Consider the following 18,357-nt stretch of genomic DNA (forward strand, 5'->3'; position numbering starts at 1 on the left):
ACTTCCCCTCAAATATTTTACTGAGCTTTTCATCAATAAAGTTACGTCGCAGTTTCCTCCAAATACGAAAATAGAATGTAGAAGTTACGTTTATGACGTGGCATTACATATTAGAAAATTTTCCATTGCCGAGATGAGACAAGTAGTTTTGTTTAGTATTTATAATTGGTAGATAATGATATTTCTGAAAAGAATACCTGGTCCCTAAACATACAAGATGCTGTCATTAGAAATCAATGCTATACTCAACAGAAGAATATCACTAATGAAAGGATGTCAATATAATTGGGAAAAACAGTTTTTGGTTATGCAGGTACATACACCCGTAAGACAAGTGAGTATTTACAGATTTTCACTGGATACAGAAACAGGTGAATTACGTGAAGTTGAACTCGCAGCTAACGTGGGAAGTCCAACCTATTTAACGATAGATCCAGAGGAAAATAGGCTTTATTCCGTTGCACAAGATAATGAGATGGGCGGTGTACGCGGTTATGTGATTAATAGGGAAACAGGCAATTTAAATGAAATAAATGGACAGCTTGTGGAAGGAGCACCACCATGTCATGTGGATTTTGGTAAAGATGCCCTTGTCACAGGTAATTACCATAAAGGTACAGTAGGATTACATGCTGTTAATGAAGCAGGAGAGCTGGAGCAAGGGGTGTTCAGAAAACATGAAGGAAGCGGTCCACATGATCGACAAGAAAAGCCACACGTCCATTTTACTGGTTATACACCGGAAGGTAACTATATTGTTGTTGCTGACCTTGGCACAGATGAATTGGTAACTTACCAGTCGAGTGAAGAAGGGCTAGAGCATGTATCCACGTTGAAAGTGAACCCTGGAAGCGGCCCACGTCATCTCACCTTTCATCCAGACGGTAAGCATGCTTTTCTATTGACAGAGCTTAGCTCAGAGGTTCTTGTACTTGACTATGATTCAACCACAGGGACATTTTCAGTAAAGCAATCTATTAAAGCGATACCTGGTGACTTTAAAGGAACAAATGATGCAAGTGCCATTCATGTCACTACAGATGGTCAGTTTCTTTATACAGGGAACAGAGGACATAATAGTGTAGCAGTTTTTCAAATAGATCCAAAAACAAAAGAGCTTTCACTTATCGAAATCGTTCCATCTGAAGGAGAATGGCCGCGCGATTTCGTTTTGAGTCCTTGTGAAAATTACCTCGTGGTGTCCAATCAGCATTCAGGAAATATTGTGCTATTTAAGAGAGATATACAAACAGGAAGATTAGAGAAGACTAATTCGCAAATTGATGTACCTGAAGTAGTGTGTGTAAAGTTTCTAGCTTAAAAAAAAGACTGCATATGGAGCAATCCACATGCAGTCTTTCTTTTACTTCCAGAGACCTTGATCTTCAAGTTTTTTCTTACCATTAAAGGCAATAATAATAGCTATTATATTTACAATAAACATACCGATAATAGCATATAACACAGTAGTATAACTTCCAGTGAAATCATAAACGTATCCATATACAGGCAATGCTACGATAGAGGCTACTGCTAATCCTAACGAAGCAGTTGCATAAATCTGACTGTATTCCTTATTTCCGAATAATGCAGTAGTTAGTGTCGGAGCCAAGGTACCAATGGAAGAAGCCATAAATCCAAGGATAACAGCGGCAATACCGATGATTAATGTGCTTTCTGCAAAGAATAAGAACATGATCACCGAAATGATTCCAAGTACCATAGCAAAAAGGGATGTGTTTTTTGCCCCTAGCTTATCACTAAGGAATCCTAATACCAATGCACCGACTAACACACCAATCATGTAAATCCCCATGATATTACCTGCAAAAGTAACGCTGTACCCTTGGTTGGTAAGGTATGTTGGAATATGAATAGAGAAGCTGGCAATTGCTGTAATAAGGAAGAAGAACACTGCCAATGCATAAAAAGCAGATGATTTCTTTGCTACAGCCATAGTTACTCCCTTATCTTCTATTTCTTCATTCGATGGGTTGCCTTCAGCACTAGTAGAAGCTGCACCATATGGAAGTAAACCTTTTTCCTTTGGTGAGTTTCTTAAGATTAATAAAATAATAGGTACTACCACTACAATAACTGCAAGACCAACATATATATATGCACTGCTCCAACCTTGATTAGCGATCAAACCACCAACAACTGGTTGGGCAATAGCACCTACTGCACCACCGGCAGCCCCCATAATACCAAGCGCAAGTCCATTACTCTTTTTAAACCACTGATTGATTAATACTGGGCCTGCAATAACAGTAATAAATACACCACCTACTGCTAATGGTATGGATAAAATGTACCAGCCCCATACTGATCGCATCAAACCAAAGGCCGCAAAGGCACCAGCTTGAAGTATAATAGCGATAGTTAGTAGCATTCGAGTATTATATTTCGCCATCATTTTACCACCAATAGGCAGGAAGATTAGTGTGACGATAGAGGAAATACTTAGATATAATGTTAAGCTTCCCATTCCTATATCCAAATCTTTAGCTACCGGAGGCAGATACAATCCGGCTGAGTTGTTTAGTGCACCTTTACCTAAACCAACCATAACACAAAGACCAATTAGTATTAGCCATGCATAATGAAATTTACTTTTTGACTTACTCATATAAACCCCTGCTTTCTCTAAAATGAAAATCTTCTTCTCCACAATGCCCCGAACCAAATTTATTATTCTTATCTATGAAAATAAACTGTGTAAGAAAATTATTTATTATTGTTTAGGACTGTATAGTTTAACGGATTATATTTTAACATTAAACTATTTTGCTTCTCGATGATATTAAAAAGTAGGCGCAATGTCAAGATATTTTAAGGACAATTGTCGAAATATGTCAATTAAAATTAAAAAAGCACAAAGATTTACTTTGTGCCAAAAGTGCAGTTAGTTCCACAACCCAGCTTTCTTTAATTTTTCCGTACCTTTAAATGCAAATAGAATTAGTAATATATTGATTCCCATCATAGCAATTATTCCAATTAAAACAGGGGTATAGCTTCCTAAAAAGTCAAAGATATAGCCATATAATGGTAGAGCAATAATGGATGCAACGGCTAATCCTAAAGACGCCGTAGAATAAATCTCACTATAATTCTTACTTCCAAATAAACTTGTAGTAAGCGCTGGGGCCATTGTACTAATGGCATTAGAAGCAACAAATCCAAATAGAATCACAGCGATTGTTACTAATACAGCATTACCAGTAATAAAGGTTAAGATAGCGACAGCCACCATACCCAAAAGCATTGCAGAAATAGCTGTTTTCTTTGAACCGATTTTATCAACGAAAAAACCAATCGCTAGAGCACCAAACAGTACTCCAAGCATATAACCACCCATAACATTACCTGCAAAAGTCACACTATATCCCTGATTAATAATATATGTTGGGATATGCACAGTAAAACTTGCAATTGATGTCACAAGAAAGAAGAAGATAGCAAGTGCATAAAAAGCAGAAGATTTTTTTGCGTCGGCCATAGAAACTCCTGTTTCTGTTAATTCTTCTATAGGTGACCCCTCTTTATTTTCATTTGCTAAGACTTCTTTAGCACCATATGGAGAAATACCAATAGCTTGTGGTGATTTCCTGAATAATAGGACGATAACTGGTATGGAAATTATTATTACGGCCCCGCCTAAAGCGATATAAGCAAATCGCCACCCTTGGTCCGCTATCATATTCCCTACGGCCGGTTGAGCAAGAGCGCCAAGAGCGCCCCCTGATGCACCTAGAATTCCTAGTGCCAGGCCATTTTTTTTCTTAAACCATTGATTGATTAGCACTGGGCCCACAATTACAGTGGTAAAAACGCCACCAACTGCTAATGGGATTGCAAATATATACCAGCCCCATATGGAGCTCATGAAGCCAAATGCAACGAAAGCGCCTGCTTGAAGAAGAATCGCTGTGACTAAAACAGCTCTCGTATCATACTTTGCCATTAATTTTCCACCAATAGGTAGAAATACCATTGTAATAACAGCAGCCACACTTAAGTAAAGAGTCAGATTTCCCATACCTATATCCAGATCTTTGGCAACAGGGCTTAAATACAATCCGGCTGAACCATTAAGTGCTCCTTTACCTAATCCAACAACAATGCAGAGCCCAATTAATACCCACCAAGAATAATGAAACAAACCTTTCTTTTTCCCCATCTTTCTACCCCCGAAGTTCTTCTAATTATTTTTCTGAATTCCCTCAGCTACATGCTATTTATTATTGTTTAATGGATTGATGTAGCAGAATTAATTCCTTACGTCAAGAACTTCTAGATCATACATAAATAATGACAGCCTGTCAATTTAAATTTGAGAATAAATGTAGAAATTTGTCAATCGGGAAATGTGAATTTTGTTATAAAAGTAGTGAGCATTCTCTAACTATAAACCTAAATTTCCTTAATGAAACTCTACCGGCTTATCTCCTTTAGAAGGGTTTCGTTTAGATAGCAAAAACTGTTTTTGTTCATTAAAAAAAGATTTATAGGCTAGATGAAGGAAAATTAATACCGTAATAGATACAGTACCTGCCACACCAAGCATAACAGCAATTTGGTATTTCACTGCGGTAACGGGTTGTTGACCTGCAATAATTTGCCCTGTCATCATGCCTGGAAGAAAGACAATTCCCATACCGACCATTGCGTTAATCGTCGGTAGCATAGCAGAATCAAATGCCTCGTTAATAATAGATTTAGCAGCTTGTTTTGGTGAAGCACCAAGCATCAAAGCACCTTCCACTTTATCCTTTTGATCTCGCATTCCATGAATTAAATTATTAACACCAAGAGCTACACCAGTCATTGTCTTTCCTATAATCATGCCACCAATAGGTATAAAAATTCGCGGATCATACCAAGGGTCTAATTGAAGAACTATTAGCATCATGTAGGTTAAACTAATACTAATACCAATCACCATAGCCAATGCTATCATTTTTTTTAAGGGAAGCTGAATGGTTGCTTTTGTACGCTGATAAACATTAAAAATAGCAAAGCCTAACATGAATAAAATAATTCCTACTGTAAGTAATGGGTGGGGATGATCAAAGATATAGATGAGGATATAGCCTACAAGAATTAATTGCAATGTCATCCTTAGAGTTGAGATAATAATTAATTTTTTACGTGGAATTTTCTTTATATGTACAATTGCCAAGACGACGAGGATAAATAAATAGCGGAAACAACCTGCCAAAAAACTAAGTCCATTGCCTCACTATTATTCATACTTTTTCTCCTTCCACATTGTAACTGTACATGTCCATTTTAATTAACTTATCTGCATACTTCTTTGCTAAATCTTGATCATGGGTTACCATAATAAGCTGCTTATCATGATTCTTTGAAAAGTCGATTACCTTTCCTAATACATGCTCAGCTGTTTTATCGTCTAGAGCAGAGGAGGGTTCATCAAGTAAATATACTTCAGCAGTATCCATTAACAATACCCTTCCAAGGGCTAAGCGTTGTTTCTCTCCTCCAGACAGTTCGCTTGCATTTATATATAGATCTTTGTCTAACTGCAGCATTTGTAGCATTTCCTGCAATTCTTTCTCTTGAGGACTTCTTTGGCCACAGAATTCATGGCCAATTACCAAATTATCATATATGGTTCCATCAAAAATAACCGGTGTTTGAGGTACCATTACGACTTTTTGGCGAAGCTTTATCGGATCTATATCAACCAATGATCTATCGTTATAATAAATGTTACCTTTTGATGGTGTATCAAGGTTATTCAGTAACCTGAGAAAGGTAGATTTTCCACTACCACTCTGACCGACAATACCTGTCACTTGTTCTTCGATTTTTACATGGTTCATTCCGAAAATGGAGGCTACTTCTACGTCTACTATTTCAAACAAGTTGCTTATCTCCTTTCAATTTTCACACAAAAACAGAATACATCTTATTCTATACCCCAAGGGTAGGATTTTAATCTTGTATTTAACAAACTGTTATGAGATGAATGGAATGAATACAATAAAAAAAGCTTGGCACGAATTCATGCCAAGTCTTTTATTCTACGCTTTTTTTATTGATTATAAGCACCGTGCTTAACAGGACCCACATATTCATTAAGCTTCCAACCATGTTTAATAGCTTCATACACAAAATCTTTTGCTGTCTCAACAGATTCTTTTACAGACTTTCCAAGTGCAAGATTAGATGTAATAGCTGCTGCAAACGTACAGCCAGCTCCATGGTTGTAAAGGGTGTCAATTTTCTCATTTTCTAACCAACTGAAATCTTTCCCGTCATAAAAAAGGTCAATAGCTTTATCATGTTCCAAAGCTTTTCCACCTTTTATGACAACATTTTTCGCGCCTAGTTCATAAATTTTCACTGCAGCATCTTTCATTCCGTCCATTGTTTTAATTGGACCTGTACGAGCTAATTGACCAGCTTCAAATAAGTTCGGAGTAATAATATCAGCACGAGGGAGAAGTAGCTCCCGCATTGCATCTGTGTTCTCCGGCTGTAATACCTCATCTTCCCCTTTACAAACCATAACGGGGTCAATTACCACATTTTCCAATTTATGTTCATCTATTTTCCTGGCGCCTAGCTCGATAATCTCTACAGATCCAAGCATCCCCGTTTTCATTGCATCTATGCCAACGGATAAGATCGTATTTAGTTGCTTTTCCACGATTTCTACATCAATTGGATATACTCCATGGCTCCAATTGTTATCCGGGTCCATTGTTACAATAGAAGTCAAAGCGTTCATGCCGTAGACCCCGTGTTCCTGGAATGTTTTCAAGTCTGCTTGTATTCCTGCTCCACCACTAGAATCAGATCCAGCAAGTGTTAGTGTTTTTTTCATTGTCATGTGAAAGCCTCCCTTAACAAGTAAGTATAATTCGTACTATGTTAATAGGATATAATAAAAATAATGAGAAAAAAAGAAATACAGACTGAAATTTTTAGTTTACTTTTATATTCATTTCAAGGATAGTGAACACATCCCTTTAAGTCCTTATACTGGCTTTAACATTTAATTAACAATAAATACGGAGGTACTGTGCATTAACGAAGGCTGATGTTCATAACGTACCTTAGCTATGTTAATTAATTTTCTCCTGCAGCCTTGCGAGCTACATTTTGTTTTTTATTAGCTTTTGTATAATAAAAATTAAATAAAATAGCTGTTAAAATGACTAGAACCGCACATATCAAATAAAGGTTTTTAAAGCCAAATCCTGCAACTACGGCTCCCCATATAAAAGAACCTAAAGCAATACCGGCGTCATATAGCATAAAAAAAGTAGCTGTTGCATGACCACTTCGGGCTACTGAGGCGGTCTGAATGGACATGGTTTGAAAACTTGGCAACAATGTACCGTAGCCCAACCCGATTAACCCAGCGGCAACTAATAGCAATAAGGCTGTTTGCGTGAAACTAAGCACGATAAGCCCAACTGCGAATATAAGAAGACAGGGGATAATAACAACCCGCGGGCCCTTTGTATCAAATGCCCTACCAAAAGAAGGTCTTGAAAGAATCATAACTACTGCAAAGACAAGAAAGAAGAAACTTGCGGCAGAAGCAAGTCCGAGGGAATCAGCGTATACAGAGATAAACGAAATAATACTTGCATAAGATAGTGATACAATGCTGCTAATTAATGCAATTGGTATCGCCTTTACTTCAATTAGTTGATGGATGGAAAAATTTTTAGCAGGTTTAGTATCCATATTTTCAGTGCCTGGAGATACTTGAACAAGCATGGAACAAAACACACCTGTTACCATAATGATACTTAAAATGATAAAAACAGTTTTGAAGGACACAAACTGAAGTAAAGATAGACCGATAAAAGGACCTACTACTACTGCAAGGTTCATTGCCATAGCAAAATATCCAAGTCCTGCGCCTTTACGGGAAGCAGGAATTATATCAGCTGCAATAGCTCCTGTCGCGGTGGTTATTACCCCAAAAGATAATCCGTGAAAGAATCGGATATATAGTAACGGTGTAAGGCTGTCTACCCAGATGTATAGAAAAGTAGTAGCGGTAAAAATAGAAACACTTCCCACCAATCCTTTTTTCTTACCGACTTTGTCTAGTAGATTTGCTGAGAATGGCCGCACAATAATTGCGGCGATCAACATAACGGTAACAATCAGACCACCCTCAGCCTCTGAACCATCTAAATTATTAATAACATAAATTGGTAGGGTAGTAAGTAGTAAATAAAACGCAATAAATACTAAAAATTGTGTTAGTGAAATACTTATAAAGCTTTTTGTCCAAATCTTAGGTTGGTTGTTCATTCTTTCGATGCTCCTGTGTTTGTCATTTTTTTTAATAAAAAGTAAAGTTGTTTCTTTTCCTGCTCTGATAATAAAGCAAGCATATCGTGATCAAATTGATCCATTGTTTGGCGTAAAGCCGAATATTCGGTTCTAGCTTTTTCTGTTAATTCAATGACGCGTTCTCTTTTATCTTTACCAGGTTTTCGAATTAGCCAGCCATTTTTCTCCATACGTGAAACGGTCCGTGTAATTGTGGGAGCTTCTGTATGAAGGTATTTCCAGATTTCAGTTTGAGTCATTGGCCCAAAACGGTTAAGACAGAAAATAACAGACCATTGAGATGAATAAAGGTTATGTTCCTGTAGACGGTAATTCATTTCCTTATTTAAATGGCGATACCGCTGGTTAAATAAGTGGATAATTTCCCAATTATCTAAGCTGCTCATATTTACACTCCTTAATTACTTACCTAGGTAAATAAGTGATTTAACTATCCTATCATACTAGCTTATTTATTTCTATAGTTTTATTACAAAGGTTGATAACAAAGTAGTGTTTATAAAAATTAAAAAAGTCGATTCCATTCGAACATACAAAATTCGAATGAAATCGACTTTTACACTTACACAGCACCTATTAGGCGTTATTTATATAATCCATATTTATCTCCATAGTATTCATTATGTCTTCCTTTAAGCTTCTGGAACATGTGGACAACAAAAACTTTAAGTATTGCATAGCCCGGAATACCAAGTATTACTCCGATTAATCCAAATAAATTTCCAGCTACCAAAAGGATCAAAATGATGGTAAGTGGATGAATGTGCATGTTTCTACCCATTACGTTTGGTGTTATAAAATGCCCTTCGAAAAATTGAACAGCTGCCCAAACAATGATCATTTTGACAAGCATAAAAGGGGAATCGACGATCGCGATGATAATTGCCGGAGATATTGCAATCATAGGCCCTAAATATGGGACGACACTCGTAACAGCTGCGATAATTGCCAGTGTAATCGCGTAAGGAAGCCCGATGATCAAGTAACCTATAAACAATAAAACACCAATACAGGATGCCACTATGATTTGACCTTGAATATATGTTCCCACTTGTCTGTCCATATTTATTAAAATTTGATTTGCATCGTTTCTAAATTGAGGAGGCAGCAACTTCAAAGTATGTTGCTTAAAGCGTTCTCCATCTTTTAATAAGAAAAATAGAACAAAAGGAAAAGTGATAATCGCAATTACTACCTGTGTTATTGTGCTTGCTACATTACGAATTCCTTCCATTGCACCACCAAAGTAGTTACTGATCTTGCTTGGCAACTCACTGAGGTTTGTTGTTACCCACTGGTACGCATCATCGTAGTATGGAGCGAGAAAGGAGTGTGAAATCCAAGACTTTATTCCATTGCCCATTTCCTTTAAATACTTGGGTAGCTCCACGGCTAATTCCTTAATTTGTGATTGTATAGCAGGTGCAGTTAAGAGAATGATACCTGTTAGTAGTCCACTCACTCCAAGCAGAATAATAATAATGGCTCCCAAGCGATTTATGCGTAATTTCTCTAGTAAATGGATAATCGGTTTCACTAAATAGTATGCAATTAATGCTAAAATAATTGGGGCTGCCAGAGTTGAAATAATAACAAGTAATGGGTGGAAAATAAACGAAACTTTATCATAAATATAAATTGTTATACCCAGCAAGAAAAGGATCAGTAATCCAAACAGTAAGTCTCTGCCACCAAGAAATTTTATAAAGCGAGTGTTAAAAAATGATTTCATGTGACTCTCCTTTATTATTGTTTAATATAAAATCGAGTTATCACGGTCCCGCTAGGTTTATCACTGCTAGGACAGTGTTTGAACGTGGTTGAAAATTATGTTGCTCCAACTCTTATAATAACTATATCATGGTTACATATGGGGTAGGTAATAATTAGATAGGTAGCGAAAACTCCAGATAAGTAATTGATAATTTGCAAACCTTCTCTTAGGTCTCTCCTTTATATTTCCTGGAGACATATGAGCTAAACATAAATATTAGATTTTATCTCAAATGTTGTGGGATAAAAAAATAATACATTTACTACACAGTAGGAGTAAAGTGCGAACTAAATAGGAATATAGAGGCTGCGTAAATCACCGCTACGGGGAAATATTCCGCTTTCCCATATTTCCCCTTCGCTAAGGGTTACTTTTTAGCAATAAATTAATTTAGTATTAGGTGTAAAAAGGTCGCTTTACATCGTCAAGAAGCAAGTGAAAAGCCCACTTCGCATTTGAGACTTTAAAGCTCATACAAATTGATTGGAGTGGAAGGCGTCCGCCTGAAACGCAAATCAATGGGTGCTTACTCTGTAAAATTAATTACTCCATCCACAACAAGTTATTTCGCATTTTATCTATTTTATGAATTATTAGAAGGCCTTAATATATTTTTGAATCTATAAAAGAGCTAAAAAGCCGTTGGGGAAATTTTTATGTATCCCCCAACGGCTCATTATTATCCTTTCTTTAACACTACAAGCTGATCTCCTTCATCTAAAACCAGTTTCTTTTTTAAGGTGATAAATTGGATATTCTTGTTTTCTTTAATAATAAACAAAGGGATTACATCTTGAGGGATATGATCCTTTGTTATTTTATTTTTTTCGGTAATGGCTATCTCCTGTATTGTATAACCAGTGTTGATCTTGCGGTTTAGCTCGGTAAAAATAGCCTCTTCCGCAAATAATATATGGGCCTTTGCTGAATGGGATACATTACCTTGATTAATTCGTTTGAAACTCCCTGCTGGAAGAGAAAACGTATTATTGTACCCAAATTCAGGTGCATACGATTGACTGACAAGTGCATTGTATGAGACGTCACCTGTCATAGAAAGAATTGTTTCATATGGTGTTAAGTCAACATCATATTGTGTATGTTCTGCAAGAATTTGCCCTTGGTATGTTGGAATTCCCTTTTCAACTGCTCCACGCAGCCTTCCGCCAGAGGAATCACTAATCAATACAGGAATGTCCAGTTTTCTTAAATATTCTGCAAAGGCAATCGAGAAGCTGCTTGCTCCTACAATTAAAACCCCTGGAGCTTCCGTATTGCCAAGTTTTAATGCCTTTGCTAAAGGCCCTAGTGTAAAACCGTGCGCACAAACCGTTATAAATACAAGTGCAAAGGTCAGTGCCGTAAGCATAGACGCACCTTCATGGCCCTCTTCAATTAATATTGCAGCAAAATAACCGGAAACTGTTAATGCTACAATACCACGTGGCGCAACCCATCCGATTAAGGTTTTTTCCGGCTTTGTGAGCTCTGTACCAATTGTGGAAATCCATATCGATGCAGGTCTTACTATAAATAGCATGACAAGAACAAATCCGATGATTGGTAAGGTAAACACTTCTGCAATTGTTTCTCTGGAAAGAGAAGCTGTTAGCAAAATGAAAATGGTAGAAGTTAAGAGAACCGATATGTTTTCAACAAAATGACTGACATTCCCAATTGCTGAAACATAACGTTTTGTACGAGCCATAGTTAACCCCATCACTGTTACGGCAAGCATGCCTGTTTCGTGCATGACTACCTCTGCCAGAGTGAAACAGAGAAGTACAAAAGCAAGTATAATCGGGGATTTTAAGTACTCAGGTAAATACCCTTTACTCACCAATATACTTACAAGCATTCCTATAATATAACCAAAAACAATAGCTACTAAGGCACTAAAGAAAAATTTAAGTAAATAATCGAGATGCAATTCAGGTGTAGTAAGTACTTTTATTACCTCATAAGCGAATAGTGCGAGTAATGGACCAAAAGGATCTACGATAATTCCTTCCCATTTCAATACTGCAGCTGTTCGTGGTTTTAATTTTGCATTACGTAGGAGAGGTATAATTACCGTGGGGCCAGTAACTACAAACAAACCACCAATAATAAAGGATATTTCCAAACTTAATCCAGCTATCATATGTGCTGCGAGTGCGCCTCCGACCCAAGCAAGGAAAGCTCCCAGGGTTACGATACGGAAAACAGATTTAGATATTCCTTTTATCTCTCTAATATCCAAGCTGGAGCTGCCTTCAAAAAGTACAATAGCAACAGCGAGTGATATAAGGGGACTATACAAATCACCAAGTGCTTCCTGAGGGTTCATCAATCCAAATATAGGGCCAATTAACAGACCAGTAATCGACATAATCACAATTGACGGCCATTGAATTCTCCACGCAAGCCATTGAGAGAATATCCCCAGCACAAGGATTACTACCATACTTACTAAAACTATCTCTTCCATGAGATCACCTTCGTTCATACGTAATATAAAACAGTTTATCAATATTTCTATTTCCTGTCGAAGCAAAAGAGGCAGTTGTTTACTAATATAATGAACTGCTAGCTATAAGTGGAGAAAGGGAGACTTTAATGTAAATGTGTTAAACTGAAGATACAGGTAAAACAAATAGAGGAGAGGTGTATCATGGCTATTGTAACTGTAGATTTCGATGGGACCCTTTACAAGGGAGATTCCTTTAAAATTATGTTTCAAATTGCTAAAAAGGAATACACAAGTAAGGAATGGATCCCTGTGATAGGTGGATTGGGTAAAGCTGGTATATCGGGCATAATAAATGGAAAAAACGCTTTTAAAAAAGAATTTTTTAAAGCATTTGCAAAGGGATTTAGAGGAAAGACAAAGCAGGAAATGGATACCTTTTTTGAAAAGCTGGTAGATTTGGGTAAAACGGAAGTACATACAGAACTTATTGACCGAATCAAGGAGCATCAAAGTAATGGAGATACCATTATCTTATTGTCTGGCGCCCTACAGCCATTTTTGGAGGCATTCGTAAAGGAAGTTGATCTTAAGAATATTCATATTATAAGCACAACGCTGGCCTATTATCCAAATGGTGTTTGTACGGGTGAACTAGGTAACATAGTAAATGGAGAAGGAAAAGTAACAGAAGTAAAAAAATGGATTATGCGTGCAAAGAAAGAAGGCCATATTTCTAATGAAGAGCTTAATGAAATATGGGCATACGCCGATAGCGAGACAGACATCCCGTTATTTCAGCTCGCTGACTACCCTGTAGTTGTAAATCCAACTCCAGCAATGAAACAAGTAGCTGTTAATAATGCTTGGCCATTATTTTAAAAATAGCGGAAATGTAGATTTTAACCTATCTAAAAGATATAATTTTAAATTTCTCTTAAGCGAAAAGAACAATTTCCTTAATCATATTGTCAACCATTTGAATAATTGTCAAGTTTACTTCCAGAATGGAATTGTTTATGCTAGAAATATAATTAACAGTCTGAGCCGGTCTCTCCTGGATCGGCTGATTTTCCACTTTTTTTCACCATCTAACTAGAGGCTACACTTCCCTTTAATCTCCTAGTACAACCACAACTTAAATAAGAACCTTGCATGTTACAATAGAAAAAAACTATGAATCTTTTAATAAGCAAATATAAGTAGTCAATAAAATAAGAGGGGGATGTATATGAAATTTTTTCACACTGCAGATTGGCATTTGGGTAAGCTAGTTCAAGGTATTTATATGACAGAGGATCAAGACTATATTTTACAGCAATTTATAAAAGCGGTGGAAGAAGAAAAGCCGGATGCAGTCATTATTGCAGGAGATCTATATGATAGAGCTGTCCCTCCAACAGAGGCAGTACATCTGTTGGATGAAGTGCTAGATACAATTGTTTTAAAATTAAAGACACCGATTTTAGCGATTGCTGGAAACCATGATAGTCCCAGTCGATTAAATTTTGGCAGTAAGATCATGCGAGACAACGGCTGTCATATTGTTGGGAATTTCACAAGCGAACCTAAGCCCGTTGTATTACACGACGAGCATGGCGAAGTGCATTTTCATTTAATTCCATATTGTGATCCAAGTGTAGTGAGGAATTCGTTTCAAGATGACAACATACGCACCCATAATGATGCAATGGAGAAAATTACACAGCAAGTTACCTCTACGATGAATATGGAAGCACGTCATGTTTTTGTAGGTCATGCATTTATTACTCCATATGGCGAAGAAGAAGAAAACACAAGTGATTCAGAACGGCCATTGTCTATTGGTGGCTCTGAGTATGTTGACGCCAAGCATTTTACAGATTTTCATTACACTGCACTTGGCCACTTGCACCAGGCGCACTTCGTATCGAGTAAGACAATTCGATATGCTGGTTCACCTCTAAAATATTCTATTTCTGAGGAAAATCATAAAAAAGGCTTTCATATTGTGGAGATGAATGGAAATGGTGAGGTTGAAGTAGAAAAACGCCTGCTTTCACCTAGAAGAGATATGCGCACAATAGAAGGAAAGTTGGAAGAGCTTCTCTTGCTGCCAGTCAGTAATGATTATGTGTTTGTTCGGCTCATGGATGAGACTCCTGTGCTTTCACCAATGGAAAAAATCCGTTCGGTGTATCCAAATGCGATGCATGTTGAACGTAAAAACTATTTGCTTTCCCCGGCTGAAGAACTGAATGAAAATACAGAACGGACGCAAATGAGTGACTTAGAGCTATTCAGAGCATTTTACAAAGAAGTTAAAGGGATAGAGGTTGGGGAAGAGACAGAAGCAATTTTTAAAGAAGTTCTTGATGAGCTGTTAAAAGAAGAAAATGAAACAACAGCTGAAAGAAAAGAATTTATTACCAAGTAAATTCTATTAGGGGGGATTTGTTATGAGGCCATTAAAACTAAAGATGACCGCATTTGGTCCGTATAAGAGAACGGAGATTGTTGATTTTAACGAATTAGCAGATAATCGTTTATTTGTTATTTCCGGAAATACTGGAGCAGGAAAGACAACAATTTTTGATGCAATTTGTTTTGCTTTATACGGAAGTGCAAGTGGACAAGACCGGGAAAATACATTGATGTTGCGTAGTGATTTTGCAGAGGATGATACACACACTGCGGTTGAACTACTATTTGAATTAAAGGGTCGTTATTATCGAGTGCTCCGGCAGCTTGGTCATATTAAAAGAGGAAATAAATCCAAAACAGGAGATCGATTTGAATTTTATGAACAAGTGGAAGGACGAGAGATTCCATGTGTAGACAGGCAAATTGTCTCAGAAATAGATAAGAAGATAGAGATGTTAATTGGGCTCACTCAGGATCAGTTCAAGCAAATAGTTATGCTTCCGCAGGGAGAGTTTCGAAAGCTATTGACGTCGCAAACTGAAAATAAGGAAGAGATTTTAAGAAGACTTTTTAAAACACAAACATATCAACATATCAATGAACGTTTACGTATACGAAAAAGCAAAGTAGAGGAAGCATATAATAAAGCATTACAAACCAGGGATACATATATTCAGCATATTAGTGCTACGCTCCCTTTTCGAGAAGATGCACAACTGTATCAGGTGTTGAGTGAAGAGCATTTTAATGAGAATCAAGTTGTATCAGGTTTAGAGAAAGAAATTGAGTTTTATGAGGAACGGATTAAACAAGATGAGGAAACATATGAACAAGCGTACAAGCTACATGCACAAAAACAAGTAGAATTTTCCCGCGCGGAGGCAATTAATAAGCAGTGGGAAGAGCTTTCAGATAAAGAAGCACAGCTAAAAGAATTGCAGGAAAAAGCTCCTCAATATAAAGAAAAAGAAAATAAACTTCAACAAGCTGAACGGGCTACACAAATTTATCCATATGAGAAGCAACGTGTTGATTTAAAGAAAGATTATCAACAGAAAGAACAAACACTGCACCAAGTTCAAAAAGAAAAACAAATTGCTGCTAAAAAAGTAGATGAATCTCTTGCTTCTTTTCAAAAGGAAGAAAAGAAGCAAGAGGAACGGGAGGCGCTTCGTAAAAAACTTGATCAGTTATATGAGTTTTTGCCAATTGTAGAAGAAATAGATAAAACAAAGCAATTATTACAGCAACAAAAACAAGATGGAAAACAGATAGCCGAAAGACTTAAAGAATTGACTGCTACACTTAAGAATTACAAAAATAGACGTGATTCTTACAAAAATGAGATAAAGGTGTTAGATCAATCCCCAAACGAGTTAGTAAAAAAGAACAATCAACGCAATGAAATGTTGAATCAATATAAATTAGTTGAAGAGTTTATTGATACGAAAAATAAACAGGCTAAATTGGAAAAGGAAGTTCAACAAAAGCAAGCTAATTATAATTTAATAAAGGAAAAATATGAGAACATAGAAAATACGTGGTTGAACGGTCAAGCAAGCATACTTGCAAGCCATCTCCATGAAGGTGGAGCCTGTCCCGTTTGCGGAAGTGAGCACCATCCAAACAAAGCAGTTGGTGAGGAAGCTAGTGTAACGAAAGAGGAATTAGAGCAGGCTCGCAAGGAACTAGAAAAAACAGATGATATTTACCGCAATAGTGTTGCAGATTGGAAAGCGGTAAAAGCACAGTATGAAAAGAGAGCTGTAGAATTATCTGAGATTAACATCCCAGTAAATGAGGCTGAAGAAGCAAAGACTACTATTTTGCAGCAAGGCCGCCAGCTAAAAAAAGATATTACAAATTTGGAAGCTGCGACAGAAAAAGTTGCACAACTCAAAAAAGAGTTGGAAGAAATGGAGCAGCATATTGAACAGGTAACTGTACAGGAAGAAAAACTGGAGAAACAATACCAAGAATTAAATGAGAAGTATAATACTACTTATGCAGTTTATCGGGAGCGCATTGGTAAAATTCCTGAACAAATTCGGCAGCTTTTTGAACTAAAACAAGCTATTACCGAGACCACTAAAAAGAAAGAGGAAATGGAAGAAGTGTGGGAAAAGGTTCAGCGAGAGCTTCAGAAGTCAAAAGAAGAGCAGACAAAGGTAAACACGGATTTAATTCATGCTACAAATCAACTTGAAGAGACAAAAAGAAAACAGCTAGACGCTGAACGTGAATGGAACAATGCGCTTGACCAAGCAGGTTTTATGAACACAAAAGCGTATGAAGAGGCGAAGATGTCGGATATTGCTCGTGAAGAAGCAAAGCAAGAGATCGAAGAATACAATCAGAAACGAGTAACCCTACAATTTCGGGTAGATGAATTAAAAACTGCATTAAAAGACAAAAAACAATTGAATCTTTCTTTGCTGGAAACTCAACTTCAGGAACTTAAAAACGCTTATGAAACAGCACTTAAAGCAGTACAACAATCAAGAGAATGGTTTAAGGAAGCTCAACAGCTTAAAGATAATATATTAAAAGCAAATGAGCAGGTTCGCAAAATAGATCAACAACTGCGCACAGTTTCTGACTTGTTTAATATTGTGCGTGGACAAAATGATCGTAAGATATCGTTTGAGCGATACTTGCAAATTGAGTACCTTGAACAAATTATAGATGTTGCGAATCATCGTTTGCGGAGATTATCCAATGGACAATTTCAACTTATTCGAAGTGATCGGCAGGAATCGCACGGAAGGCAAAGCGGATTAGCTCTTGATGTGCATGATGCCTACACCGGCCAAACAAGAGATGTAAAGACTTTATCCGGGGGAGAAAAGTTCAATGCTTCCCTATGTCTTGCGTTGGGAATGTCAGATGTAATTCAGAGTTTTCAAGGAAATATTAAGATTGACACGATGTTTATTGATGAAGGATTTGGCACATTGGATGAGGAATCACTTAATAAGGCAATAGATACGTTAGTTGATTTACAACAATCAGGTAGAATGATCGGAGTTATTTCTCATGTCCAAGAACTTAAAGCTATTTTCCCTGCAATATTAGAAGTGAAAAAAACAAAGGAAGGCTCAAGTGAAACGGCTTTTGTTTTAAAATAATCGTGCATTTCATAACTCACATTCATTTTTTTACAGAAATGAAGCAACCTATGATTAAAGGAGGTTGTGATGATGAGTGATAAAAATAAAAAGAAGAAAAATAAGAGTAAACAAGAGTTGAATGATATGAAGGATGATAAGAAATACAAACAAAATCGTCCACCAAAGTAAAAGTAAGTTAGAAGGGAGGTCAGTATGCACTGATCTCCCTTATTGATTACTTATATGTGTTAATCTAGTAGTAGAATTTA

The 18,357-nt window shown here is 36.9% G+C and carries 12 protein-coding genes and 1 pseudogene; 4 read left to right on the forward strand and 9 right to left on the reverse strand.

All coding sequences use genetic code 11. The features are described 5' to 3' along the window. Positions 1-285: 285 nt before the first annotated feature. Positions 286-1,321: pseudogene (locus JCM12304_RS15445) on the forward strand (lactonase family protein). 42 nt (positions 1,322-1,363) lie between these two features. Here the strand turns inward: JCM12304_RS15445 and JCM12304_RS15450 are convergent. The 9 genes from JCM12304_RS15450 to JCM12304_RS15490 all read right to left on the reverse strand — a co-directional run bounded on the left by JCM12304_RS15450 (position 1,364) and on the right by JCM12304_RS15490 (position 12,596). Continuing rightward, positions 1,364-2,629, reverse strand: a complete 1,266-nt coding sequence (locus JCM12304_RS15450; RefSeq protein ID WP_060681369.1) for an MFS transporter — start codon at positions 2,627-2,629, stop codon at positions 1,364-1,366. A 276-nt stretch (positions 2,630-2,905) separates the two neighbouring features. Then, positions 2,906-4,183 carry an MFS transporter gene (locus JCM12304_RS15455; RefSeq protein ID WP_060681371.1) on the reverse strand — a complete coding sequence of 426 codons (1,278 nt, stop codon included), beginning with the start codon at positions 4,181-4,183 and terminating at the stop codon, positions 2,906-2,908. 243 nt (positions 4,184-4,426) lie between these two features. After that, a complete protein-coding gene (locus JCM12304_RS15460) occupies positions 4,427-5,185 on the reverse strand; it encodes an ABC transporter permease (RefSeq protein ID WP_369813176.1) in 759 nt (252 codons plus the stop codon). Between the two features lie 67 nt (positions 5,186-5,252). Then, on the reverse strand, positions 5,253-5,894 hold the full coding sequence (locus JCM12304_RS15465) for an ABC transporter ATP-binding protein (protein ID WP_019376881.1): 642 nt from the start codon (positions 5,892-5,894) through the stop codon (positions 5,253-5,255). Positions 5,895-6,064: 170 nt separating this feature from the next. Next, positions 6,065-6,865, reverse strand: coding sequence for a pyridoxine/pyridoxal/pyridoxamine kinase (pdxK, locus tag JCM12304_RS15470; protein WP_019376882.1), 801 nt, complete (start codon positions 6,863-6,865; stop codon positions 6,065-6,067). Positions 6,866-7,104: 239 nt separating this feature from the next. Next, complete coding sequence (locus tag JCM12304_RS15475) at positions 7,105-8,310, reverse strand: MFS transporter (RefSeq protein ID WP_060681373.1); 1,206 nt, start codon at positions 8,308-8,310, stop codon at positions 7,105-7,107. Next, complete coding sequence (locus JCM12304_RS15480) at positions 8,307-8,738, reverse strand: MarR family winged helix-turn-helix transcriptional regulator (protein ID WP_060681375.1); 432 nt, start codon at positions 8,736-8,738, stop codon at positions 8,307-8,309. Before JCM12304_RS15480 ends, JCM12304_RS15475 begins: the two co-directional genes overlap by 4 nt. Before the next feature lie 197 nt (positions 8,739-8,935). Next, a complete protein-coding gene (locus tag JCM12304_RS15485) occupies positions 8,936-10,084 on the reverse strand; it encodes an AI-2E family transporter (RefSeq protein ID WP_060681377.1) in 1,149 nt (382 codons plus the stop codon). A gap of 721 nt (positions 10,085-10,805) precedes the next feature. Further along, the gene (locus tag JCM12304_RS15490; RefSeq protein ID WP_060681379.1) at positions 10,806-12,596 is read right to left on the reverse strand and encodes a cation:proton antiporter; all 1,791 of its coding nucleotides are present in this window, start codon (positions 12,594-12,596) and stop codon (positions 10,806-10,808) included. Positions 12,597-12,779: 183 nt separating this feature from the next. Between JCM12304_RS15490 and JCM12304_RS15495 the strand changes: the two genes are divergently transcribed. From JCM12304_RS15495 to JCM12304_RS15505, 3 genes are all read left to right on the forward strand, one after another. Beyond that, on the forward strand, positions 12,780-13,457 hold the full coding sequence (locus JCM12304_RS15495) for an HAD family hydrolase (RefSeq protein ID WP_060681382.1): 678 nt from the start codon (positions 12,780-12,782) through the stop codon (positions 13,455-13,457). A 349-nt stretch (positions 13,458-13,806) separates the two neighbouring features. Continuing rightward, positions 13,807-14,991 carry an exonuclease SbcCD subunit D gene (locus tag JCM12304_RS15500; RefSeq protein WP_060681384.1) on the forward strand — a complete coding sequence of 395 codons (1,185 nt, stop codon included), beginning with the start codon at positions 13,807-13,809 and terminating at the stop codon, positions 14,989-14,991. 22 nt (positions 14,992-15,013) lie between these two features. Then, a complete protein-coding gene (locus JCM12304_RS15505; protein WP_060681385.1) occupies positions 15,014-18,106 on the forward strand; it encodes an AAA family ATPase in 3,093 nt (1,030 codons plus the stop codon). Positions 18,107-18,357: the final 251 nt, after the last annotated feature.

The organism is Virgibacillus halodenitrificans JCM 12304, assembly GCF_001310895.1.
Lineage (GTDB): Bacteria > Bacillota > Bacilli > Bacillales > Amphibacillaceae > Virgibacillus_Q > Virgibacillus_Q halodenitrificans.